Origin of the sequence: Pseudomonas sp. GZJR-8 (genome assembly GCF_002916705.1) — a bacterium.
In the GTDB taxonomy this organism is placed as follows: Bacteria; Pseudomonadota; Gammaproteobacteria; order Pseudomonadales; family Pseudomonadaceae; genus Aquipseudomonas; species Aquipseudomonas synxantha_A.
Genome location: NZ_JXSI01000010.1, coordinates 165,890 through 188,677, shown reverse-complemented (window position 1 = coordinate 188,677; position 22,788 = coordinate 165,890). Strand labels below are relative to the sequence as shown.

Sequence of the window (22,788 nt, the reverse complement as noted above, 5' to 3'; positions counted from 1 at the left end):
CTGCTATCGGGAGCAAGCCCCCTCCCACAGGATTCACCGCCAGCAGCAACCATCACAATAATAAAGGGGCACTCCAGTGACCACGCCAGACAACGGCTTTGCAGAAATCACCCACCGCGAACTGGGCCTCAGGCGCCAGCTCACTTCCGGCCAGATGAGCATGATCGCTATCGGTGGCGCCATCGGCACCGGGCTGTTCATGGGCAGCGCCTACGCCATCGGCTATGCCGGGCCCAGCGTGCTGGTGAGCTATGCCATCGGCGCCTTGATCACCTTGCTGCTGATGGGCTGCCTGGCGGAGATGACGGTAGCCCATTCCACCTCCGGCTCCTTTGGCGCCTATGCCGAGTTCTACATCAGCCCGCTGGCCGGGTTCCTGGTGCGGTATGCCTATTGGGCGGCGATCGTGCTGGCGGTGGGCGCGGAGGTCACGGCGGTGGCGATGTATATGAAGTACTGGTTCGCCAATGTGCCGGAATGGGTATGGATCGTATCGTTTTCCAGTGTATTGATTGTGCTCAATGCGATCAGCGTGAAGACCTTCGGCAACTTCGAATACTGGTTCTCGACCATCAAGATCAGCGCCATTGTCGGCTTCATCATCCTGGCGGTGTATGTGGTGTTCGGTTCTGGCAACCCGCAGTACGGCGTGCAGAACTACACGGCCCACGAGGGCTTTTTTCCCCATGGCTTGAGTGGCATGTGGATCGCGGTGATCGTGTCGATCTTCAGTTACCTCAGCGTCGAGATGATCGCCGTGGCCGCCGGTGAAGCCGCCGACCCGGAGCAGGCGGTGAAGAAAGCCTTTCGCGCAACCATCGTGCGGCTGGTGGTGTTCTACCTGCTGACCCTGGCGCTGATGCTTGCCATCGTGCCGTGGAACCAGGCTGGTCAGAGCCAGAGCCCGTTCGTGACGGTGATGCAGACCATCGGCATTCCCGGCGCCACCGGGGTGATGAATTTCGTGATTCTGATCGCAGCGCTGTCGGCGATGAACAGCCAGCTCTACATCACCACGCGCATGATGTTCAGCCTGTCGCGCGCAGGTTTTGCACCCAAGTCCATGGGCGCCTTGAGCAAGAACGGCATCCCGCTGAATGCCTTGTTGCTGTCCAGCTCGGGCATCGCCCTGGCGACCTTGCTTAATGTGGTGTACCCGGAAAGCTCGTTCACCCTGATGATGGCGATCTCGATGTTTGGCGCGATCTTCACCTGGTTCATGATCTTCCTCACGCACCTGTTCTTTCGTCGCTATCGCAAGCGCCATGGCGGGGCGAAGTTGTCGTTCCAGTTGCGCCTGTTTCCCTACAGTACGCTGCTGGGGTTGGTGCTGATGGGGGCGGTAATGATCACCACCTATTTCACCGAAGCGTTCAAGATGACCTTGGTATTCGGCGTGCCATTCCTGTTGATTCTGTCGGCGGTGTATTACGGGTTCTTCCGCAAGGGCAGGGCCAAGGCGTCGAACAAAGCCCTGGCGTAACCCGGCAGTTGCTCGAACGAGCGTGCGCATAACAGCAACGAGCGGCAGGCCCACTCCTCTTGCAGGGGGTGGGCCTTGAAACGGCGTTCTGACGGCCAGCGCTCCAAGGCGGCCTGAGGCACGATGCCCAGGCCCGCACCGCCGGCGACCATGCGAATCAACCCATCAAAACCGTCGGCGCGAATGCGTGTCTGCAAGCGAAAGCCTGTGTGCAGTGCCTGCTCTTCCAGATAAACCGCCAGCGCGCTGTTGGCCGCCAGGCCCACGTAGTCGTATTGCAAGCTGTCGATAAAACTCGGGCGGGTCAACGGGTGGTCCAGGGGCATGATCAGCACCAGCGGATCATCGCGAAACGCCAGGGTCTGCAAGCCGTGGGTGTCCACGGCATCGGAAATAATCCCCAGGTCGGCAGTGCCCTGGCGCAAGGCGTGGGTGATGCGCAGGCTGGGCAATTCTTGCAGGTCGATATCGAGGTTGGGGTGCTCGCGCAAAAAGTGTGCGAGCAATTCAGGCAGGTACTCGCTAAGGGCGGTGGTATTGCACAGCAAGCGTACCTGGCCTTTGACGCCATTGGCGTATTCGGCCAGGTCCTGTTGCAGGTGTTCGGCCTGTTGCAACAGCAGGCGAGCGTGCCGAGCCAGGGCTTTGCCTGCCGGCGTTGGGGTGACGCCACGGCGGCCACGCTCAAGAAACGCGATGCCCAGTGAAGACTCCATTGCCCGGATGCGTGCGCTGGCGGCCGCCAGGGATAAATGACTACGGGCTGCACCGGCAGTGATATTGCCGCTGTCGAGGATGTGCAGATAGAGGCGCAGGTCGATCAGGTCAAAGTGCATGGCTGCAGGTTTCCGGTGACTGGGCGGGCGTCATCGCAGGCAAGCCAGCTCCCACACTTGAATGTATTCACAGTTCAAAATGTGGGAGCTGGCTTGCCTGCGATGACGGCATCAGCCTCACAAAAAACAAGAGGCTGCCTCAGTATATGGCGAATTTTCAGCCTCTCTCCCGCCCTGCACAATCGGTGCATGAATACCTTCCTAGCGTTTTACCAAAACCTCGGTCCAACCCTGACGGCGTTGGTCATTACCACCTTCCTGCTGGCCGGTACGGTCAAAGGCATCATCGGCCTCGGCCTGCCCACCGTAGCCATGGGTATGCTCGGTCTGGCTATGTTACCGGCGCAGGCAGCGGCTCTGCTGATCATTCCTTCGACTATCACCAACCTCTGGCAGCTAACGTTTGGCGGTCATTTGAGTGCCTTGCTCAAACGCCTGTGGCCGATGCTGTTGCTTATTTTCTGCGGCACCGGGCTAGGCTCCGTGTGGCTGGGCATGGACGGTGGGCCGTGGGTGGTCCGCGCGTTGGGTGCGGCGTTGCTGGTATATGCGTTGAGCGGCTTGTTCCTGCCGACCTTCAAGGTCGCGCCCCGGACCGAGCGCTGGCTGGGGCCCTTGTGTGGGCTGATTACCGGCATCACCACCTCGGCCACCGGTGTTTTCGTGATCCCTGCGGTGCCGTATCTGCAAGCGCTGGGCTTGAGCCGTGATCAGTTGGTGCAGGCGCTGGGGCTGTCGTTCACGGTGTCGACACTGGCGCTGGCCGCCGGGCTGGCCTGGCGCGGAGCCCTGGGCGGTGGTGAAATCGGTGCGTCAGTGTTGGCGCTGGTGCCGGCATTGCTGGGGATGTGGCTGGGCCAAGTGGTTCGCCGACGCATCAGTGCGCTGTGGTTCAAGCGTGGGTTTTTCACGGGCATGGCGTTGTTGGGAGGCCATTTGTTGCTGGCTGGTTAATAATGACTGTGCCTGTGCCCGCCGATAAATGAAGGACCGCCCGTGAAAGCCCGTTCCGATGAGCTACAGATCTTCGTCAGCGTGATTGAATGCGGCTCGATTTCTGCCGCCGCCGAAAAGGTCGGGCAAACGCCGTCTGCGGTCAGCCGCACGCTGTCGCGCCTGGAAGCCAAGCTCGACACCACGCTGATCAACCGCACCACGCGACGCATGGACCTGACTGAAGAGGGCAAGTACTTCTTCGAGCAGGCCAAGGTGATCCTGGCGCAGATGGACGAGCTGGAAGAGCGCCTGTCGTCGCGCCAGAAAAAACCGGCCGGTCGCCTGCGTATCAATGCCGCCGTGCCGTTCATGCTGCACGGGATCGTGCCGTACATCGCCGAGTTTCGCCGCTTGTACCCGGATATCCAGTTGGAGCTCAACAGCGACGACTTGATCATCGACCTGCTCGAACAAAGCACCGACATCGCCATTCGTATCGGCACCCTGGCCGACTCGACCCTTCATGCGCGCAGCCTGGGCAGCACGCCGCTGCATATCCTGGCCAGCCCCGACTACCTCAAGCAGTACGGCACGCCGACGACCGTTGCCGAGTTGGCCGATCACTCCTTGCTGGGCTTCACTCACACCGAGACCCTCAACCACTGGCCGCTGCGTCATGGCGAAGGTGACCGCTGGCTGATCCAGCCCAGTGTCAGCGCATCCAGTGGCGAAACTGTGCGCCAGTTGGCGCTGCAGGGGCAGGGTATTTGTTGCCTGTCGAATTTCATGACGGTCGACGATATCGATGCCGGCCGCCTGGTGCCCATGCTGGAGGCGTCCAACAGCGGTTATCGCCAGCCGATCCACGCGGTGTTCTATCGCAACTCGCAATTGGCGCTGCGCATTCAGTGCTTCCTGGACTTCATTCAGGCCAAGCTGGCGCGGTATGCGCGCTGATTCGTGACTTGCACGCAAGAGTGAATTGGGCCGTACGGGCTTATTCGACAGCAGTGGGGGCTGGATACTGGGTGCATCACTTACCCAGTCAGGAGCAACCTCCATGAATGTATTCGTTACCGGTGCAGCAGGGTTTATCGGCGGTTCCATCGCCACCGGCCTGGTCAACGCTGGCCATGACGTCACCGGCCTGGTGCGCAGCGCCGAACAAGCCGCCGAAATGACCGCCCTGGGCATTACGCCGGTGATCGGCACCCTCGACGACGCAGCCGTATTGACCGAGCAGGCACAGAAGGCTGATGCGGTGATCAACGCTGCCAGCAGCGACCATCGCGCCGCCGTGGAAACCTTGCTGGCCGCCTTGAAAGGCTCGAACAAGCCGTTCCTGCATACCAGCGGGTCGAGCATTGTCGGTGATGCGTCGGGCGGCAAGGCCAGTGAAGTCATCTACTTCGAAGGCAACCTGCCTGAGCCGACCGTCGACAAAGCCGCGCGGGTGGCGATCGACAACCTGATCCTCGCGGCGGCCAGTGACGGTGTGAATTCGGCGGTGATCTGCAACACCCTGATCTACGGCCACAGCCTGGGCGTGAAGCGTGACAGCGTGCAATTGCCACGCTTGCTCAAGCAGGCACGCAAGAGCGGTGTAGTGCGCCATGTGGGCAGCGGGCAGAACATCTGGTCCAACGTGCACATTGAGGATGTGGTCACCCTGTATCTGCTGGCACTGACCAAAAACGTACCGGATACTTTCTACTTTGTGGAAAGCAGCGAAGCGGCGTTTATCGACATGACTACGGCGATTGCCCAGACGCTGAACCTGGGCGAACCGCAGGATTGGCCGTTGGCCGAGGCTGAAGCCGAGTGGGGCTATGAAATGGCCAACTACGGGTTGGGCTCCAACAGTCGCGTACGCGGCAAGCACGCTCGCGAACTGCTGGGCTGGGTGCCCAAGCGTACGTCGGTGGTGGAGTGGATTCGCAACGAGATGGTCTGATGTTGGCTTGAGACCTGGGTGTAGCTATCGGGAGCAAGCCCCCTCCCACATTTGACCGATGTCCAACTTTGGAATGCATTCAAGTGTGGGAGGGGGCTTGCTCCCGATTGGGGCCACTCAGTTCTGGAGGCTAGCCCCACTCGCCGCAATTCCGTACCATTCCTCGCCTCATCCCTCGCAATTCCCCGGTACTCCATGAACCTCACCCGTCTGCGCGCCGACGCCCTGGCCGGCCTCACCACGTCTTTTGCGCTGCTGCCCGAATGCATCGCCTTTGCCCTGGTGGCCCACCTCAACCCGCTGATGGGGCTCTACGGCGCCTTTATCATCTGCACCCTCACAGCCTTGTTCGGTGGCCGCCCGGGCATGGTCTCGGGCGCAGCCGGCTCGATGGCGGTGGTGATTGTTGCGCTGGTGGTGCAACACGGTGTGGAATACTTGCTGGCGACGGTACTGTTGGGCGGGTTGATCATGATCGCCTTCGGCCTGCTGCGCCTGGGCAAGCTGGTGCGCATGGTGCCGCACTCGGTGATGCTCGGCTTCGTCAACGGCCTGGCGATCATCATTGCGCTGGCGCAACTGGAACATTTCAAGAGCGGCGAACGCTGGCTAAGCGGCACGCCTTTATATGTGATGGCGGGCCTGGTTGTGGTGACCATGGCGATTGTCTACCTGCTGCCACGCCTGACCCGCGCTGTACCACCCGCGTTGGTGGCGATCCTTGGCGTTGGTCTGGCGGTGTACCTGCTTGGTCTGCCTACCCGTACGCTGGGCGATATGGCGCATATCGCCGGTGGCTTGCCGACCTTCGCCCTGCCGCAAATCCCCTGGACCTTCGACACTCTCGGCATCATCGCGCCCTACGCGTTCCTGATGGCGATGGTCGGCCTGCTGGAAACCCTGCTGACCCTCAACCTCACCGACGAAATCACCGAAACCCGAGGCTACCCCGACCGCGAAAGCGTGGCGCTGGGCGCAGCGAATATGGTCTCGGGCCTGTTTGGCGGCATGGGCGGTTGCGCGATGATCGGGCAAACCGTGATCAACCTCAGCTCCGGTGGGCGCGGGCGTTTCTCAGGGGTGTTTGCCGGCGTGATGATCCTGCTGTTCATTTTGTTTCTGTCACCGCTGATTGAGCGTATTCCGCTGGCGGCGCTGGTGGGCGTGATGTTTGTAGTGTCGCAGCAGACCTTCGCCTGGGCCTCGTTGCGGGTGATCAACAAGGTGCCGCTCAATGATGTGCTGGTGATCATGGCGGTGACGATCATCACCGTGTTCACGGATCTGGCCACCGCGGTGCTGTGCGGTATCGTCATCGCCGCGTTGAATTTTGCCTGGCAGCAGGCGCGAGAGCTGTACGCCGATGAACATCTGGAGGCCGACGGCAGCAAGCTTTACCGGGTGCATGGCACCTTGTTCTTCGCCTCGACCACGCCGTTCTTGAACCAATTCGACCCGGCCAATGACCCGGCCCAGGTGACGCTGGATTGCCGCCACCTGAGTGTTGTCGACTATTCGGCGATCGCTGCGCTGATGACGTTGCGCGAGCGCTATGCCAAGGCCGGTAAGCATCTGCGGGTGCTGCATTTATCCGAGCGCTGCAAGAAGCTGCTCAAGCGCGCCAGGGTTCACCATGACTGAGCAAGCTCCCTCGCCACAATAGACCGGCTCCAGCAGTCAGGGGCCTACCAGGTCTTCAAGCTCCTGGGCGCGGGTCTGGGTCATGTCCAGCACGCAGCCGGAGCCGTTGACCTGATCAATGGTGCCGCCGGTGGCGCTGCCGGCGAAGGCGCAGTTGGCATCGCGGTATTTGATCCACAGGCGCTGCACGTCTTGCAGTTGCTGCTTGTGCGCGCCGTCCTGGGCGGCGAGGGCGGTCTTGTAGGCGCGGTTCAAGCGCTCGTCCTGCACCTTGGCTTGTTTGGCGTTGCAATTGACCATGTCTGCCGTGGTATTGGCGCTGTCCATGCATTTTTTTCAACGCGGCATTGTCGGCGGCATACGCTGTGCCACCCAAGCAGAGAAGCAGGGCGCTGGCGACGAGTGTGGTGCGAATCATGGGCGGTTTCCTGAGCATGAGTGGATGCGCATTCTATGACTCAAGGGCGGCGCTTGAGTTTCCGGCATTCCTGATCTTCATGTAAGAACATCCCCCGTATTTTCATGGGCTGGCGCTGGACATATCTCCATGCGACAACGCTTGTCCGTGGGCGAAAATTACTTTCATGAAAATTGAAAATACTCCTCGGTAATGATTTATGAGTTTCACAACCAATTCGACGTGACCCTTTCCGAGGAGTACCGCATGGCCGCATTACCGGGCTTCGGGCTACTGGCATACGCTGCCATTGCCATCATTGCATTGATCGTTCTGATTGCACGTTACCGACTCAACCCGTTTATCGTCATTACGCTGGTGTCCATCGGCCTCGCGCTGATGGCCGGAATGCCGGCGGACACGATCATGGGGTCGTATGAGGCGGGCGTCGGTAAAACCCTGGGGCATATCGCCCTGGTGGTGGCGCTGGGCACCATGCTCGGCAAGATGATGGCCGAGTCGGGTGGCGCCGAGCAGGTGGCGCGTACGCTGATCAACCGCTTCGGTGAACGCAACGCCCACTGGGCGATGGTGTGCATTGCGTTCCTGGTGGGGCTGCCGCTGTTTTTCGAGGTCGGCTTTGTGCTGCTGGTGCCGATTGCCTTTACCGTGGCGCGGCGCGTGGGCGTATCGATCCTGATGGTCGGCCTGCCGATGGTCGCCGGCTTGTCGGTGGTGCACGCGCTGGTGCCACCGCATCCGGCCGCGATGATGGCGGTGCTGGCCTACAACGCCTCGGTCGGGCAGACGGTGCTGTATGCGATTTTGATCGGTATCCCCACGGCGATCATCGCCGGCCCCGTCTACGCCAAGTTCATCGTGCCGCATATTCACCTGCCGGCCGAGAACCCGCTGGAGCGCCAGTTTATCGAGCGCGAACCGCGTACTCGCCTGCCCAGTTTTGCACTGACCATGGGCACCATCCTGTTGCCGGTGGTACTGATGATGATCGGCGGCTGGGCCAATGTGATTTCCACCCCGGGCAGCGGTTTCAATCAGTTCCTGCTGTTTATCGGTAACTCGGTAATTGCCCTGCTGGTGGCGACCCTGGTGAGTTTCTGGACCCTGGGCCTGGCCCAGGGCTTCAACCGGGAGTCGATTCTCAAGTTCACCAACGAATGCCTGGCGCCGACCGCCAGTATCACCTTGCTGGTGGGCGCGGGCGGTGGTTTGAATCGCATTCTGGTGGACGCCGGTGTGACCAATGAAATCCTCGGCCTGGCCCACACGTTCCACTTGTCGCCGCTGGTGATGGGCTGGCTGTTCGCTGCGTTGATGCGCATCGCCACGGGCTCGGCCACCGTTGCCATGACCACTGCATCCGGGGTGGTCGCGCCCGTTGCTTTGGGCCTGGGTTATCCACACCCCGAATTGCTGGTGCTGGCGACCGGCGCGGGTTCGGTGATTTTTTCCCACGTTAACGACGGCGGCTTCTGGCTGATCAAGGAATACTTCAATATGACGGTGATCCAGACCTTCAAGACCTGGACCGTACTGGAGACCCTGATTTCGCTGGTCGCCTTCGGTCTGACCTACGGCCTGTCACTGGTTTTATGAGCCTGACCCTCTAACCGGAGCCTCCATGGACATCCTCTACCAGATCCGCGCCCGCCAGGACTCGTTCAGCGCCGGCGAAGGGCGTATCGCCAAGTTGATGCTTGAGGATGTGGGCTTTGCCGCCTCGGCCAGCCTGGAGGCGTTGTCTCAGCGGGCCGAGGTCAGCACCGCGACCTTGTCGCGTTTTGCCCGCAGCGTCGGCTGCCGTGACTTGCGCGATTTGCGCCTGCAACTGGCCCAGGCCAGTGGCGTGGGCAGTCGCTTCCTGGACCCGGCGGGGCTGCCGGAACAGTCGGCCTTTCATCGGCAAATCCTGGGCGATATCGAAGCGACGTTGCGCCAGCATTTGTCAGGTTTCAACCAGCACAGCTTTGCCGACGCGGTCACTTTGCTGAGCAAGGCGCGGATGATTCACGCGTTCGGCATGGGCGGCCCCTCCAGCCTGTGCAGTGATGAACTGCAAGTGCGCCTGGTGCGTCTGGGCTACCCGATTGCCGCCTGCCATGACCCGGTGATGATGCGCGTCACGGCCGCGACCCTGGGCCCGCAACATGCCTTGATTGTCTGTTCCCTCACCGGTCGTACGCCCGAATTACTGGATGTGGTGAAGCTGGCGCGCAACTACGACGCGCGGATTATTGCCCTCACCCTCGCGGACTCACCCCTGGCCGAACTGGCGGATGTGTTGCTGCCGCTGCAACCGGCGGAGACCAGCTTTATCTACAAACCCACCGCCGCCCGCTACGGCATGTTACTGGCCATCGACCTGCTTGCCACCGAGCTGGCGCTGGCCTTGCCGGACGACAATCAGGAACGCCTGCGCCGGATCAAGCTGGCCCTGGATGATTACCGCGGCGGCCCTGACAGCCTGCCGCTTGGAGACTGATATGAAATACGACACGCTGATTCGCCAGGCGCTGGTCATTGATGGCAGCAACACCGAAGGGTTTGTCGCCGATGTGGGCGTGCGCGGTGGGCGCATCCAGGCGATGGGTGACCTGTCCGCCGACGAGGCCGCGCATGTCATCGATGCGCATGGCCGGGTATTGGCGCCGGGCTTTATCGATGTGCACACCCACGATGACACGGTGGTGATCCGCCAGCCGCAGATGCTGCCCAAGCTCAGCCAGGGCGTGACCACGGTGATTGTCGGCAACTGTGGCATCAGCGCTTCGCCGGTGAGTTTGCGCAGTGACCCGCCAGACCCAATGAACTTGTTGGGCAGCCGTGAGCAGTTCTGTTATCCGCGGTTCAGCGATTATCGCAACGCAGTGCAAGGCGCCCATCCGGCAGTGAACGTTGCGGCATTGATCGGCCACACCGCGCTGCGCAGCAACCATATGGATGACCTGCATCGCACCGCCACACCGTATGAAATCGCGGCCATGCGCGTGCAGTTGCAAGAGAGCCTGGAGGCCGGTGCCCTGGGGTTATCCACAGGCCTGGCCTACGCCAGCGCATTCAACGCCGAGACCGATGAAGTGTTGCAACTCGTTGAGGAACTGACGGCCTATGGTGCGGTGTACACCACGCATCTACGCAGCGAGTTCGAGCCGGTGCTGGAGGCAATGGATGAGGCGTTTCTGATCGGCCGACATGCCAGGGTGCCAGTGATTATTTCCCACCTTAAATGCGCTGGTGCCGGTAACTGGGGGCGTAGTCCGCAGTTGTTGGCGGCCCTGGAAGCTGCGGCAAAAAACCATCCGGTGGGCTGTGATTGCTATCCCTATGCCGCCAGCTCCTCGACTCTGGACCTCAAGCAAGTCACCGACGCATTTCGCATCACCATCACCTGGTCGACGCCGCACCCCGAAATGGGTGGGCGGGATCTGCAGGCTATCGCTGCCGAGTGGGGCGTTTCGCTAATGGACGCTGCCCGTCGCCTGCAACCGGCGGGAGCGGTGTACTACGGGATGGACGAAGACGATGTGCGGCGCATCCTCGCCCATCCGTTGTCGATGGTGGGCTCCGATGGTTTGCCCGAAGATCCGTTTCCCCACCCGCGCTTGTGGGGGGCGTTCCCGCGGGTGCTGGGGCACTTCAGCCGCGATATCGGCTTGTTCCCGTTGCACACGGCGGTGCACAAGATGACTGGTCTGTCGGCAGCGCGCTTTGGCTTATCCGAGCGTGGCGAAATCCGCGAAGGGTACTGGGCCGACCTGGTGTTGTTCGACCCGTTGCGGGTGCGTGATGTGGCAGATTTCAACACACCGCAACGTGCAGCGGAAGGGATCGACGGTGTGTGGGTTAACGGCGTACTGAGCTACAGCAATGGGCAGGCCAACGGCCAGCGGCCAGGGCGATTCCTGGCGCGCAGTGGGGATTTGCGTGGCGGCTTTTCGTCTTTATAGTGGGCGTTCTCATACACGGAGCGGTCGCCATGCACTTAGGAAAAGTCACCCCCATCCTGCGGATTTTCGACGAGACCAAAGCGTTGGAATTCTACGTCGACTTCCTGGGGTTCAAGGTCGATTGGCAGCATCGGTTCGAGGCGAATTTCCCGTTGTACCTGCAAGTGTCGCTGGGTGAGTGCGTGTTGCATTTGTCCGAGCACCATGGCGATGCTTCGCCGGGCGCGGCGGTGCGGATCCAGGCGCAAAGGGTGGATGCGTACCAGCAGCAATTGCTCGGCAAGGATTACCGCTATGCCAAGCCTGGGGTCGAGGAAACGCCTTGGGGATCGCGGGAAATGAGCATCCGGGATCCGTTCGGGAATCGCTTGGTGTTTGTCGAGGACAGCGAGGGCTAAGTGGCAAATGGCAGGCAATAAAAAACCGCCTTGATAGGGCGGTTTTTTTTGCAAACCCAGTTAGTGGCTGGGGTTGCGGCTTCACAGGAGCACTGGCGTGGTCACAATACTACTGCTGCTTTAGGGCGTTATGCAACATCAGACGAACAAGAGTTTTTCACGGCAGCATTGATCTTTTGTGTTGTTTAACTTTGCAAAAAACAGCAACAGATTTTAAGGCTAGCTGGCCGTTGTTCGTTACACCTTGGAGCAGAGTGCTGAGCTAGTATCGCCCTCGTTCTGTGTTCGTCGTGAAGTAGGTTGGCTGGGTTCGCGCGCAAATTTTGGACCGCCCGCCACGGGCTAGTAATCCGTGCCGGATTCACGCAGGAGGACCATAAGCCCAGCCGCCTCACAGGAGCACTGGTGTGCATCCAAAGGCCCACATGTTCCGGTAAGTGCGCTGGAGGTAAGGCCCAACTCACGGAGGGCCGAGTATGTCTAAGTTTGCACGACGTACATGGAACCTCGTAGTGAACTGCCTGCGTGCGTATCACGTATGGAAGTTCCTGCGGGACAGCTTCGATGACCGTTAAGGTCTGAGAGGTGGAGCCGCCTCGGTCTAGATCGAGGCGGCTTTTTGGTTTCTACACCCGGAAATGACTGACCATCTGCTGCAACTGGCTACCCAATCGAGCCAGTTCCACACTCGACTTGGCTGTCTCATCACTGGCCGTCGCCGTCTGCTCGGACACGTCCCGCACATTCACGATACTGCGGCTGATCTCTTCCGCCACGGCGCTTTGCTGTTCGGCGGCCGCTGCGATCTGCTGGTTCATCGACTGGATATTCGACACCGTACGGGTGATGTTTTCCAGGGATACCCCGGCCTTGCGCGTCAGTTCGACGCTGCTGTCGGTGAGGCTGCGGCTGTTGTTCATCACGCTGGCGACTTGTTGGGTGCCGTTCTGCAAGCCGGCCACCAGGCCTTCGATTTCCTCGGTGGATTTCTGTGTACGCTGGGCCAGGCCGCGTACTTCGTCGGCGACCACGGCAAAGCCACGGCCGGCCTCACCGGCACGCGCGGCTTCAATCGCGGCGTTGAGGGCCAGCAGGTTGGTCTGTTCGGCCACGGCCTTGATCACGTCCATCACGCTGCCGATCTTGTTGCTCTCTTGTTGCAGGTGCGTCATGGCGTCGGTGGAGCGGGCGACTTCGGCCGCCAGGCGTTCGATCTGGGCGATAGCTTCGGCCACCACCTTGTCGCCTTCGCGGGCCTGGCCGTCGGCGTCGGAGGCGGCTTGGGACGCCTGCTCGGCATTGCGCGCAACTTCCTGCACGGTAGCGGTCATTTCATGCATGGCGGTGGCCACCTGATCGGTCTCGATCTTCTGGCTGTTCACACCGGCGCTGGTTTGCTCGGTCACGGCTGATAGCTCCTCAGCGGCGCTGGCGATCTGGGTCACGCCATCGCGGATGCCGCTGATCAACTCGCGCAGGGTCGTGCCCATGCGCTGGATGCCTTGTTGCAATACGCCCAGCTCATCACGACGGGTCACCTGGATGTTGTGGCTCAAGTCGCCTGAAGCGATGCGCTCCACCACCGCCAGGGTGTCCTGGATCGGGCGGGTGATCTGACGGGTGATGACCCAGGCGGCAATCACGCCGACCAGCAGTGCCAACAAGGTGCTGATCAATTGCAGGCTGCGGGCCTGGGTGCTTTCAGCGTCGCGACGTTCCAGTTGGATGTCGTACAGCTTGTCGCTGATCGTCACGATATCGGCGCCCTGGGTGGTCATTTCGGCGCGGGCGGTGACGATATTGGCGTTGGCTGCCTTGTAGCTCTGCACGGCGCTGCGATAGGCTCCGAGGGCGGCTTCCAGTGCGGACAATGCGTTTTGCTGGCCGGTACCGAACGCCGCGCTAAGGCCCTTCAAACCGCCGACGGCTTTTTCCAGTTGCGCAGCAGCGCGGGCTTCGGTTTCTGCGTTGGGGCTATTGGTATAGCCGCGCACTTCGTAGCGAGCTTGCTGGAACTCATTCTTGGCTTGGGTCACGGCCAGAAATTGCGTGAAGCGCTCCGGGCTATCGGGCGCCTGCTGCACACTGGTTTCCAGTGCATTGATTTGTGCGTTGGCGACATCGGCTTTGGCGCCCATGACGTCGCGCGCAGCGTTGCCATTGCGGTAGGCCTCGCGCATTTTGTTCAGGGACTGGCGGTAAGCAGTGATGACGGCTTTCTGGTCATTGAGCAGTTTGAGGTTTTCCGGGCTCTTGAAGCTGTCCAGCAATTTCTGTTGTTGAGCTGCGAAGGCATCCAGGCTGGTCTGCACATTCTGCGCCACGGCTTCGTCGCCATTGGCCAGCATGTATTGCAGGCGTACGATCCGCAGCTTGGTCAGCGAGGCGTTGAGCTGGGTGATGTCGCTCATCCAGTTGCTGCGGTCGATCAGGCCGCCCAGGCTGGTCCAGCCGGTGAGCGCCAGGATCGAGGTGAGGACCAGCACCAGGCCAAAGCCCAGGCCGAGTTTGAGATTGACGCTGATGTTACCGAACCAGCTGTTCATCGAAAGCTCCTTGAAGAGTGATGTCTGTCTGCTGGACGGTGTGTTGTTGTTTGAGCCAGCCAAGATGTGTAGGGCTGTATCGGCGGCAAAGGATGATTCTGAAGTACTTTTCTTGCGGGGTGACGAAGGGTCGCCATTACCGTGCAGCAATGGCGATCCGATGCGCTCAGGACTCCGCCGTGTTGGGCACCACGGTAAGCCTGAGGCAGGAGGCGGCGGCGTGGCTCAGGTGCACATTATTGTGGGCAACCCGAGGGTGGCTGGCCTGGCCTGAAGGCTCGCCGCTGTTGGGGTTGACGTCAAAGCGCGGGAAATTGCTGCTGGCGATGTCCAGGCGCAACCGATGGCCGCGCTTGAACAGGTTGCAGGTGGCGAAAGGCTCGATCAGCACTTTCACTCGCTCACCCGGCGTCAGGGCCGTCGGTTGTTCCCATGAGTCGCGATAACGGCAGCGACGGATGCCGTCGGTGATGTTCATCGCAAAGCCCTCGGGGTAGTCGGCGCTGGGCGGGTACACGTCCACCAGTTTGGCGGTGAAGTCGGTGTCGGGTGCATCGCTGTCGATCCACAGCTCGATCTGCACGTCACCGGCGACGATCAGGTCGTCGTCGAGCGGCTCGGTCTGGAACACCAGCACGTCATCGCGCTGGGCCAGGGGACGGTTGTCCCCTTGGGTGCCGAAAAAATCGAGGCGCTCCCGTTGATCGAAGGCTCCGCCGACAAACACGGGGGCACCGGAGGTTAGCGCGCCGCCGATGGTCGGGACCGGGTGGGCCGGGTCGGCGCGGTAACTCAAGTGGGCGTCAGCCTCGACAGGTGCCGTGTGGCTCAACTGCCTGTGTGCATTCAGATAGAGGGTCAGTGTTTGGCTGCCGGGCAGCGGCCATTGCGTGGTGTGCAGCCAGCGGCCGCCATGGTGCAGGCGTCCGTTTTCGTCGCGGTTACCGCTGCCGCCCCCCATCAGAAACACCTGTACGCTGGCCGTTGTGGTTCGCGGCGACGGCTTGAGGGATTGCTCGAACCAGGCCAGTCGGCAACTGAGCCAATCCTGATCGACCTGGCCGTCAAAGGCGGCTTGCGGGCCGAATTCCACATCGCCGCTGTGGCTGATATTACGGTCGCCGTGCAGCCACGGGCCCATCACCAGTCGTTGGCTGGCCGTACCTTGGAGTGTGAAGGCGCGGTAATTGGCCAGGGTCGAACTGACGTAGGCGTCGTACCAACTGGACATGAACAGCACCGGGATATCGGGCAGTTGTGCGTAGTGACCTTCGGCATAGAGGCCAGACTTTTGCCAATACTCACCGAAGGTGCCCTGAGCCCATTGCTCCAACACATAGGCTTCGTATTCCGGCACATGGCGCAGGGGCGATTGCCCGGGTTGCCATGGCATACGCGTGAACCACTGATAAATATCTTCCTGTTCCAGCGCTTCACGAACCAACGGGTCGGCCAGGGCAGCAGGGCTTTCCTTGGCCTGGCGAAAGGCCCAGGTGGCCTGCTTGAGTTCGAAGGCGCCGCCCTGGCGAATCCCGCAATGGTAGGCGTTGGCGAAGCCGCCGCTGTCGAGCACCATGCTGCTCAGGCCCGGCGGGTGCAGGCAAGCCATCGCCAGTTGTGTGTGGGCAGCATAAGACAAGCCCATACTGCCGATCTTGCCGTTGCACCAGGGCTGTTGGATGATCCAGGCCAGGGTGTCGAAACCGTCTTCGCCCTCGGCGGTGTATTTGGTGAATGTGCCTTCGGAGGCGTAGCGTCCACGGCAGTCCTGGAAAATTGCGACAAAGCCTTGCTCGGTAAACCGTGCGGCCATTTGCTCACGGGAGATGTGTTGGCCGTCGAGCTGTTTTTCCGAGCGGGAGGGTTTGCTCTTGTCGTAGGGCGTGCGCTCGATCACCACCGGAAACGGCCCATTGCTGTCCTCCGGCACATAGATGTCAGTGGCCAGGTGGATGCCGTCACGCATCCGGATCATTTGGTTGTGCAGAATATGCATGGGGAGAACACTCATCGATTCAGTACCCGCTCGTTACCGCAATGGCCAGCAACACCATCGCCAGCACGGCGTAGATCAGGAACAGCGGCAGGATGTAGCGCGCCCATTGGCCCCAACCGACATTGGCGGTGGCCAACAGCACCAGCAGGCCGCTGGACGTGGGGGTGATCATGTTGGTCAGGCCATTGCCCATCAGAAATGCGAACACCGTGGTCTGCGGGCTGACGCCGGACAACTGACCCAAGGGCCCGAAGATCGGCATGGTTACCGCCGCCTGGCCGGAGGTGGATGGGATCAGCACATCCAGCCCCAGTTGTGCGAAGAACATGCCGTAGGCCGACACGATCGGACCATGGTCGCCCACCAGGTTGGCCAGGCTGTTGACGATGGTGTCCAGGACCTGGCCGGTACTGAGGATGATCTCCACGGCGGTAGCCAGACCGATCAGCACGCCGGCGATCAGCACCTTCTTCATTCCATCGACAAAGGCACTGGCGGCAACGCTGGCGCCGAGCCCGGCGATCACGCTGAAGGCCAGCGTCAGCAGCAGGTAGAACGCCGACAGCTCATGGTATTTCCAGCCCCAGCGGTTGGAGGCGTAGACCAGGAAAGCGATGCCCGTCAGCAGTACGATCAGGTTGATCAGATGGCGCAGGGGCAACGGCGTACTTTCGAAAGTGATCTGCGCCGTAGCATCGTAACCGTGCTTGCGAATACTCCACAGCACGAAGGCAATGCCCACCAGCAGGAAGCTGCAGTAGGCGAGCACACGCATGCTCAGGCCACTGAAGATCGGCAGCCCGACCATCGGCTGGGCCACGGACAGCGCCACTGGATTGGATATCGAGGCCAGGTAGCCGATCTTGACTGAGATCGTGACGATGGCCAGCCCGATCAGGTTCGACAGCCCCAGCCGATTAGCCATGGCAACCATCAACGGCACGATGAGAATAAATTCCTTGGCCAGCCCCATGAAGGTACTGCCGGCGGAAAACACCAGCATCAGGCACGGCACCAGCACATAGATATTGCCCCGTGTCAGACCCAGCATGCGCTCCAGCCCGGCGTCGATCACCCCGGCCTTGTTCAGCACGCCGAACATGCCACCGATGAACAGCACCATGAAAATCAGTGCCGCACGCTTCTCGATGCCCTGGGGAATCGCCATGAAGCCTTCCACCAGGGACACCGGGCGAGCCACGGTGTCGCCGGCTTTGCGTGGTTCCAGTGCGAACAGTTGGCTCAGGGAGTCGTGTTTTTCCAGCACCTGGTAAGAGCCCGGGATCACCAGGCCATTCTGGCGCTGGAACGTGCCCGAGTTCACGGCGTAGGTAAACGCCACTGCGAGCAGGACGATACTCAGCAGGATGATGGCGGGATTGATCTGCTTGCGTTGCGTGGTATTTCCCACCGCTGCTTGGGTGGGGATGCTCTGGGATTCGCTCATGCTAGTGGCCCCGGCTTGCGCCGTTATTGTTATAGGGGTGACACGTGTGGGGCGGACACTAGGGCAAAGTTTTCGCGGCGACAACGTTATGCGTGGGTTGGGTTGGGCTATGCGTTTTGTGCGGACAGACGCTGCTTGAGATGCTTGGCAAACGCGTTCACCAGCTGCGACCTGGGCTCGTTGGCGCGAAACGCCAGGCCGAATGCGTAGGGCAGCGCCGGGCGAAACGGGCGGGTGACGATGGGCAAGTGCCGGAAGTGGCTGGCCAGCAGACCATTGACGATCGACACCCCCAGCCCCTCGGCAACGAAGCTGCACGCAGCCCCGACCGAGTGCACCTCGACCCGCACCTGCGGCGTGAGGTTGGCGGCACGAAACACCTGGTTCAGCTCGGCCCGCAATGCCCGTTGCCGGCCGAGCATCACCAACGGCACATCGCGCAGATGCTGCACTTCGATGCAGGCGTGACGGGTCAGCGGATGGTCGGCGGGCATCACGCAGACGCCTTCGGTTTGCAGCACCGGCTCGACATCGAAGTCAGGTATTTCCGTGGGCAGGCGTACAAAGCCCAGGTCGGCGGAACGGTCCAGCACCGCACGCTCGATCGTGTCGTAAGAACCGGTCAGCAGTTCCACGACAATGTCGTCATGCTCCTTGAGAAACTGCGCCACGATGCGCGGCAACAGCTCCTGGGTCATGCTGGTGGGCACCCCGACCTTGAGCAGGCTCTTGCGTGAGCGGCCCACGCGCATTTCGTCGGCCAGGCGCTGGATTCGTTGCATGCCATCCACCAGTCCGGCGACTTCGGCGAGCAGTTCCTCGGCTTCGGGCGTCGCCATCAGGCGGCCCTTCTTGCGCAGGAACAAGGCAAAACCCAAGTGCTCTTCCAACTGGCTCAGCAGGCGGCTGACCGCCGATTGCGACAGGCCCATGCGCGTTGCTGCGCCGATGGTCGAGCCGGTGGCCATGATCGCTTTGAAGGCTTCGAGTTGCTTGAGGTTCACCGTGTTTTTCCTGTCGGTTGGGAAGGGCGGCCGGTACTTCACGCATAGCCTGATGCGCTTCTCGCATAACGTTGTGGGGCTGTCGACGAGCCGTTAGTGTCCGCTCCAACGCGACATGCCGTCCAGCCTGCCGCGCGGTGCAACTGCCCATAAAAAACACAACACGGCATTGAGGAATGGTTTATGCGTGAGTTTTTCACGAAAGGGGGAATGGTCTCGGCGGGGCTGCTGGCGAGCCTGTCACCGACATTGATGGCCCAGGGTTTCTGGGAGGATTCCCACGGCCGATTGACCTTGCGCAACTTCTACTTCAACGACGGTTACCGCGACGGTGGTGAAGACCGCAAGGAATGGGCTCAGGGTTTTCTGCTTAATCTTCAGTCTGGTTATACCGAGGGCACCGTGGGTTTTGGCCTGGATGCCCTGGGGCTGGCGGGCCTGCGTCTCGACTCCAGCCCGACGCACGCCGGGACGGGCTTGTTACCTGTGCACGACGATGGTCATGCGGCCAGTGAGTTTTCCAGCCTGGGCGTCACGGCCAAGATGCGCTGGGGCGATGCAGTGGTGAAAACCGGCACGTTGCTGCCGAAAATCCCGGTGCTGGTGCACAACGATGGCCGCTTGTTACCGCAGACCTTCCAGGGCACACAAGTGGAATACAGTGGTATTCGTGACCTGTACCTGCACGCTGGGCACCTGGACAAATTCAAGTTGCGTAACTCCACTGACAGTGTGGATATTTATCCCCAGGGCTACAGCGGAAAAAAGGGTAGTGATTTCGATTTTGCCGGCGCTAGCTACGCGTTTACGCCGAAGCTCAGCGGCACCTGGTACTACGGTGAAATGCGCCAATTCTATCGCCAGCAATTCTTTGGCCTGGTGCATAAGCAGCCGTTGGGCAGCGGCACACTGACCAGCGACTTGCGCTACTTCATTAGTAACGAAGCGGGTGAGGCGCGTAACGGCGAGGTCGACAGTGACATGTTCAGCGGTCTGTTCACTTACCGCCTGGGCCCGCAGGCGCTGGGTGTTGGTTATCAGAAAGTCAGCGGCGACACAGCGTTGCCGTATGCCAGCGTGTCGACGGTGTATTCCTTCAGTAACGCCGGTGTTGGCAAGTTCATCCAGGCTGGTGAGCAGACATGGATGCTGCGCTACGACTATGACTTGACGGCGGTACTGCCGGGCTTGAGTTTCATGACCCGCTACTACAAAGGGCAAAACGGCGAGTTCAAAGGGCGCGAGGCGCGTGAGTGGGAGTCCGACACGAATCTGCGCTATGTGGTCCAGGACAGCACGTTCAAAGGACTGGGCATGGAGTTGCGCAAGGCCACTTACCGCTCGACTTATGCCAGTGATCGGGACAACTACCGGTTGTACCTGACCTACGACCTGGCGCTCTGGTAGCCGGGGAGGGGGCTGATCATGGGCTGCTCTTGTGTGCTAGTCTGCGGGCCCTTTTAGTCCTGGGCAGCGCGGGAAACCCTGTTGTCCTACAGCGGAGCCTCTTCATGTCCGAAGTTAATCTGTCCACCGACGAAACCCGCGTCAGCTACGGTATCGGCCGTCAGTTGGGCGACCAACTGCGCGACAACCCGCCGCCGGGCGTGAGCCTGGACGCAATCCTGGCCGGCCTGACCGACGCATTTGCAGGCCAGCCGAGCCGTGTTGACCAGGAGCAAATGGCTGCCAGCTTCAAAGTGATCCGCGAGATCATGCAAGCCGAAGCCGCTGCCAAGGCTGAAGCCGCCGCGGGTGCCGGCCTGGCTTTCCTGGCTGAAAACGCCAAGCGTGATGGCATCACCACCCTGGCTTCCGGCCTGCAATTTGAAGTGCTGACTGCCGGCACCGGCGCCAAGCCGACCCGTGAAGATCAAGTGCGTACCCACTACCACGGCACCTTGATCGACGGCACTGTGTTCGACAGCTCCTACGAGCGCGGCCAGCCTGCAGAATTCCCGGTTGGCGGCGTGATCGCCGGCTGGACCGAGGCCCTGCAACTGATGAATGCCGGCAGCAAATGGCGTCTGTACGTGCCGAGCGAACTGGCTTACGGCGCTCAAGGCGTTGGCAGCATCCCGCCGCACAGCGTTCTGGTATTCGACGTCGAGCTGCTCGACGTTCTGTAAGACCTGCTGGTTACCTGTTGGGACGAACGCGTTCGCCCCAACAGGCATTTGCCAGTTTCTTCATGGATGGAACTTGCCATTCAAGTCGGTCGCCGGGCGCAATGCTCGGGCATAGCAGAACAGAAACAAATTCCTCACCACTTCTTTCAGTACTCCAGGCTCACTGGAACTCAGGCCATTGACGTCCAGGTCACCCTGGTCCTGTAGTTCGTTCAGCGCTTCTTCCTCAAGCACCGCACAGACTTCGCCGGTTTCCCGATGCAGGATTCGCAGGTAAGGGTGGGGGCGATCCAGCCAGGCATCTATCAAATAAGTCATGGTCGTTCTCCTTGATGAGTTTCAATGAGAATAATTCTTATTCGTAGAATAGCAAGTATCTATTGGCGGTTTCCGGGTTTTTTTGTGTGGATATTGTTTTCGATCAATCAGGAGGGCGAAACGCCATCCCGCGGCGGGCGCGGGATGGATGCAGCAGCTTCAGACCTTGCGCACGAACTCGGACTTGAGTTTCATCGGGCCGATACCGTCGATCTTGCAGTCGATATCGTGGTCTCCGTCGCACAGGCGGATGTTCTTGACCTTGGTGCCGACCTTGACCACCAGTGAGGTGCCCTTGACCTTGAGGTCCTTGATCACGGTGATGGTGTCGCCGTCCTGCAGGACGTTGCCCACAGAGTCTTTCTTCACGGTCTCATCGCCGGCCACTTCGGCCTCGCCATTGGCGGACCACTCATGGGCGCATTCCGGGCAGACCAGTTGGGTGCCGTCTTCGTAGGTGTATTCGGAATTGCATTTCGGGCAGGGTGGCAACGTGCTCACTAAAGCTCCTTGAGATTCAGGGATGACTAAAAGTCGCACATTATATAGGGTTTTGCGGCGAGAGCGGGGAGGTCAGTGGTGAATGCGATCTAAATGTGGGAGCTGGCTTGCCTGCGATAGCGATGGTGAGTTCACTACCGTCATCGCAGGCAAGCCAGCTCCCACATTAATCAACGCGGAATCAGTGAGTACGGGCCACAGCGAACTCACTCAGTTCCACCAATGCATCCCGGTATTCACTGGCCGGCAAGGCTTCCAGGCACTGGATCGCCCGCGCCACGTAGTCACGCGCCAGTTGCGCGGTGTACTCCAGGGAACCGGAGGCTTCGACGGCGGCACGGATGGCCTCCAGGTCTTCGATCCCGCCTTTCTGGATGGCCTTGCGCACCAGGGCGGCCTGTTCCGGCGTGCCTTCGCGCATGGTGTAGATCAGCGGCAAGGTTGGCTTGCCCTCGGCCAGGTCGTCACCGACGTTCTTGCCCAGGGTCTCGGCATCGCCCTTGTAGTCGAGCAGGTCATCCACCAGTTGGAACGCCACGCCCAGGTGATCGCCAAAGGTACGCAGGGCTTCGGCCTGTTCGGCGGTGGCGCCACACAGCGCGGCAGCGCTGTGGGTGGACGCTTCGAAGAGCATCGCGGTTTTGCCGCGAATCACTTCCATATAGGTTTCTTCGGTGGTGCTGGCGTCGCGGACCTTGGACAGCTGCAACACTTCGCCTTCGGCGATGATGCGCGTGGCCTGTGAAAGAATCTTCATCACCGGCATCGAGCCCAGTTCGACCATCATTTCGAACGAGCGCGAGTACAGGAAGTCGCCCACCAACACGCTGGGTGCGTTGCCCCACATGGCATTGGCGGTCTCGCGGCCACGCCGCATACCGGACATGTCGACCACGTCGTCATGCAGCAGGGTGGCGGTGTGCAGGAACTCGATGGTCGCGGCCAGCAAGCGCAGGTCATCGCCTTCGCGGCCCAGCGCCTTGCCACACAGCAGTACTAATAAAGGACGCAGGCGTTTACCGCCCGCCGACGTAATATAGTCGCCAATTTTGGAGACCAGCGGCACTTTAGACGTCAGCTGCTGCTTGATGATGCCGTCGACGGCGCTAAAATCGTCCGCGACCGCGCGGTAGAAAGCTTGGGGTTGCATCAGCGACAGTCGCTCCAGAAGGGTTGCGCGGCATGCTAGGACCCTGACCCCGCAGTGTCAAGGCGCGATAGACGGCCCCTTGCA

The 22,788-nt window shown here is 60.8% G+C and carries 18 protein-coding genes and 3 pseudogenes; 11 read left to right on the top strand and 10 right to left on the bottom strand.

Features of this window, described 5'->3' with window-relative positions; translation table 11 throughout:
• Nucleotides 1–76 precede the first annotated feature (76 nt).
• Complete coding sequence (locus tag TK42_RS19910) at nt 77–1,483, top strand: amino acid permease (RefSeq protein ID WP_103734928.1); 1,407 nt, start codon at nt 77–79, stop codon at nt 1,481–1,483.
• Here the strand turns inward: TK42_RS19910 and TK42_RS19905 are convergent.
• A complete protein-coding gene (locus TK42_RS19905; protein WP_078822291.1) occupies nt 1,429–2,319 on the bottom strand; it encodes a LysR substrate-binding domain-containing protein in 891 nt (296 codons plus the stop codon). The two genes, TK42_RS19910 and TK42_RS19905, sit on opposite strands and share 55 nt — an antisense overlap.
• Before the next feature lie 189 nt (nt 2,320–2,508).
• Here TK42_RS19905 and TK42_RS19900 point away from each other — a divergent pair, with 189 nt between their 5' ends.
• From TK42_RS19900 to TK42_RS19885, 4 genes are all read left to right on the top strand, one after another.
• Entirely contained in the window at nt 2,509–3,273 is a 765-nt protein-coding gene (locus TK42_RS19900; protein WP_103734927.1) for a sulfite exporter TauE/SafE family protein, read from the top strand.
• A 42-nt stretch (nt 3,274–3,315) separates the two neighbouring features.
• Entirely contained in the window at nt 3,316–4,212 is an 897-nt protein-coding gene (locus tag TK42_RS19895) for a LysR family transcriptional regulator (protein ID WP_103734926.1), read from the top strand.
• Between the two features lie 103 nt (nt 4,213–4,315).
• Nucleotides 4,316–5,209 carry an NAD-dependent epimerase/dehydratase family protein gene (locus TK42_RS19890; RefSeq protein WP_103734925.1) on the top strand — a complete coding sequence of 298 codons (894 nt, stop codon included), beginning with the start codon at nt 4,316–4,318 and terminating at the stop codon, nt 5,207–5,209.
• A gap of 195 nt (nt 5,210–5,404) precedes the next feature.
• Nucleotides 5,405–6,850: a SulP family inorganic anion transporter gene (locus tag TK42_RS19885; RefSeq protein ID WP_032879517.1), complete on the top strand. Its 1,446-nt coding sequence runs from the start codon at nt 5,405–5,407 to the stop codon at nt 6,848–6,850.
• Nucleotides 6,851–6,886: 36 nt separating this feature from the next.
• Here the strand turns inward: TK42_RS19885 and TK42_RS19880 are convergent.
• Nucleotides 6,887–7,268, bottom strand: a pseudogene (locus TK42_RS19880) (lysozyme inhibitor LprI family protein).
• Between the two features lie 246 nt (nt 7,269–7,514).
• Here TK42_RS19880 and TK42_RS19875 point away from each other — a divergent pair.
• Genes TK42_RS19875 through TK42_RS19860 form a run of 4 tightly spaced genes read left to right on the top strand, consistent with a single transcriptional unit; the run spans nt 7,515 to nt 11,613 of the window.
• Nucleotides 7,515–8,864, top strand: a complete 1,350-nt coding sequence (locus tag TK42_RS19875; RefSeq protein ID WP_256584611.1) for a gluconate:H+ symporter — start codon at nt 7,515–7,517, stop codon at nt 8,862–8,864.
• Between the two features lie 25 nt (nt 8,865–8,889).
• Nucleotides 8,890–9,750 (top strand): MurR/RpiR family transcriptional regulator, encoded by an 861-nt coding sequence (locus TK42_RS19870; protein ID WP_032879520.1) that lies wholly within the window; start codon nt 8,890–8,892, stop codon nt 9,748–9,750.
• Nucleotide 9,751: 1 nt separating this feature from the next.
• Nucleotides 9,752–11,215, top strand: a complete 1,464-nt coding sequence (locus tag TK42_RS19865) for an amidohydrolase family protein (protein ID WP_103734923.1) — start codon at nt 9,752–9,754, stop codon at nt 11,213–11,215.
• Nucleotides 11,216–11,244: 29 nt separating this feature from the next.
• Nucleotides 11,245–11,613, top strand: a complete 369-nt coding sequence (locus TK42_RS19860) for a glyoxalase superfamily protein (RefSeq protein ID WP_032879523.1) — start codon at nt 11,245–11,247, stop codon at nt 11,611–11,613.
• A gap of 626 nt (nt 11,614–12,239) precedes the next feature.
• On the opposite strand, the pseudogene TK42_RS27410 reads toward TK42_RS19860, so the two are convergent.
• The 5 genes and pseudogenes from TK42_RS27410 to TK42_RS19840 form a co-directional block, all read right to left on the bottom strand.
• A pseudogene (locus TK42_RS27410) lies at nt 12,240–12,836 on the bottom strand (methyl-accepting chemotaxis protein); the annotation flags it as partial.
• Between the two features lie 306 nt (nt 12,837–13,142).
• Nucleotides 13,143–14,159 (bottom strand): annotated as a pseudogene (locus tag TK42_RS27405) (methyl-accepting chemotaxis protein); the annotation flags it as partial.
• A gap of 166 nt (nt 14,160–14,325) precedes the next feature.
• Nucleotides 14,326–16,155, bottom strand: coding sequence for a CocE/NonD family hydrolase (locus TK42_RS19850; RefSeq protein WP_103734922.1), 1,830 nt, complete (start codon nt 16,153–16,155; stop codon nt 14,326–14,328).
• Between the two features lie 19 nt (nt 16,156–16,174).
• Nucleotides 16,175–17,602 carry a YfcC family protein gene (locus tag TK42_RS19845; RefSeq protein WP_032879527.1) on the bottom strand — a complete coding sequence of 476 codons (1,428 nt, stop codon included), beginning with the start codon at nt 17,600–17,602 and terminating at the stop codon, nt 16,175–16,177.
• Between the two features lie 107 nt (nt 17,603–17,709).
• The gene (locus tag TK42_RS19840) at nt 17,710–18,606 is read right to left on the bottom strand and encodes a LysR family transcriptional regulator (RefSeq protein ID WP_032879529.1); all 897 of its coding nucleotides are present in this window, start codon (nt 18,604–18,606) and stop codon (nt 17,710–17,712) included.
• Between the two features lie 183 nt (nt 18,607–18,789).
• Between TK42_RS19840 and TK42_RS19835 the strand changes: the two genes are divergently transcribed.
• A complete protein-coding gene (locus tag TK42_RS19835) occupies nt 18,790–20,013 on the top strand; it encodes an OprD family porin (protein WP_371920274.1) in 1,224 nt (407 codons plus the stop codon).
• Between the two features lie 104 nt (nt 20,014–20,117).
• Nucleotides 20,118–20,735 carry an FKBP-type peptidyl-prolyl cis-trans isomerase gene (locus TK42_RS19830; RefSeq protein ID WP_014719893.1) on the top strand — a complete coding sequence of 206 codons (618 nt, stop codon included), beginning with the start codon at nt 20,118–20,120 and terminating at the stop codon, nt 20,733–20,735.
• A 60-nt stretch (nt 20,736–20,795) separates the two neighbouring features.
• Here the strand turns inward: TK42_RS19830 and TK42_RS19825 are convergent, their stop codons facing one another.
• The 3 genes from TK42_RS19825 to TK42_RS19815 form a co-directional block, all read right to left on the bottom strand.
• Nucleotides 20,796–21,053, bottom strand: a complete 258-nt coding sequence (locus TK42_RS19825) for a hypothetical protein (RefSeq protein WP_005791321.1) — start codon at nt 21,051–21,053, stop codon at nt 20,796–20,798.
• Between the two features lie 159 nt (nt 21,054–21,212).
• Complete coding sequence (locus TK42_RS19820; protein WP_005791320.1) at nt 21,213–21,554, bottom strand: zinc ribbon domain-containing protein YjdM; 342 nt, start codon at nt 21,552–21,554, stop codon at nt 21,213–21,215.
• Between the two features lie 181 nt (nt 21,555–21,735).
• Complete coding sequence (locus TK42_RS19815; protein ID WP_005791318.1) at nt 21,736–22,704, bottom strand: polyprenyl synthetase family protein; 969 nt, start codon at nt 22,702–22,704, stop codon at nt 21,736–21,738.
• Nucleotides 22,705–22,788 lie beyond the last annotated feature (84 nt).

Coding starts and splice junctions, on each gene's coding strand:
- TK42_RS19870 (WP_032879520.1), top strand. CDS start 8,890: ATGGACATCCTCTACCAGATCCGCGCCCGCCAGGACTCGTTCAGCGCC.
- TK42_RS19825 (WP_005791321.1), bottom strand. CDS start 21,053: ATGACTTATTTGATAGATGCCTGGCTGGATCGCCCCCACCCTTACCTG.
- TK42_RS19860 (WP_032879523.1), top strand. CDS start 11,245: ATGCACTTAGGAAAAGTCACCCCCATCCTGCGGATTTTCGACGAGACC.
- TK42_RS19900 (WP_103734927.1), top strand. CDS start 2,509: ATGAATACCTTCCTAGCGTTTTACCAAAACCTCGGTCCAACCCTGACG.
- TK42_RS19830 (WP_014719893.1), top strand. CDS start 20,118: ATGTCCGAAGTTAATCTGTCCACCGACGAAACCCGCGTCAGCTACGGT.
- TK42_RS19905 (WP_078822291.1), bottom strand. CDS start 2,319: ATGCACTTTGACCTGATCGACCTGCGCCTCTATCTGCACATCCTCGAC.
- TK42_RS19885 (WP_032879517.1), top strand. CDS start 5,405: ATGAACCTCACCCGTCTGCGCGCCGACGCCCTGGCCGGCCTCACCACG.
- TK42_RS19815 (WP_005791318.1), bottom strand. CDS start 22,704: ATGCAACCCCAAGCTTTCTACCGCGCGGTCGCGGACGATTTTAGCGCC.
- TK42_RS19850 (WP_103734922.1), bottom strand. CDS start 16,155: ATGCATATTCTGCACAACCAAATGATCCGGATGCGTGACGGCATCCAC.
- TK42_RS19845 (WP_032879527.1), bottom strand. CDS start 17,602: ATGAGCGAATCCCAGAGCATCCCCACCCAAGCAGCGGTGGGAAATACC.
- TK42_RS19835 (WP_371920274.1), top strand. CDS start 18,790: ATGCGTGAGTTTTTCACGAAAGGGGGAATGGTCTCGGCGGGGCTGCTG.
- TK42_RS19865 (WP_103734923.1), top strand. CDS start 9,752: ATGAAATACGACACGCTGATTCGCCAGGCGCTGGTCATTGATGGCAGC.
- TK42_RS19890 (WP_103734925.1), top strand. CDS start 4,316: ATGAATGTATTCGTTACCGGTGCAGCAGGGTTTATCGGCGGTTCCATC.
- TK42_RS19875 (WP_256584611.1), top strand. CDS start 7,515: ATGGCCGCATTACCGGGCTTCGGGCTACTGGCATACGCTGCCATTGCC.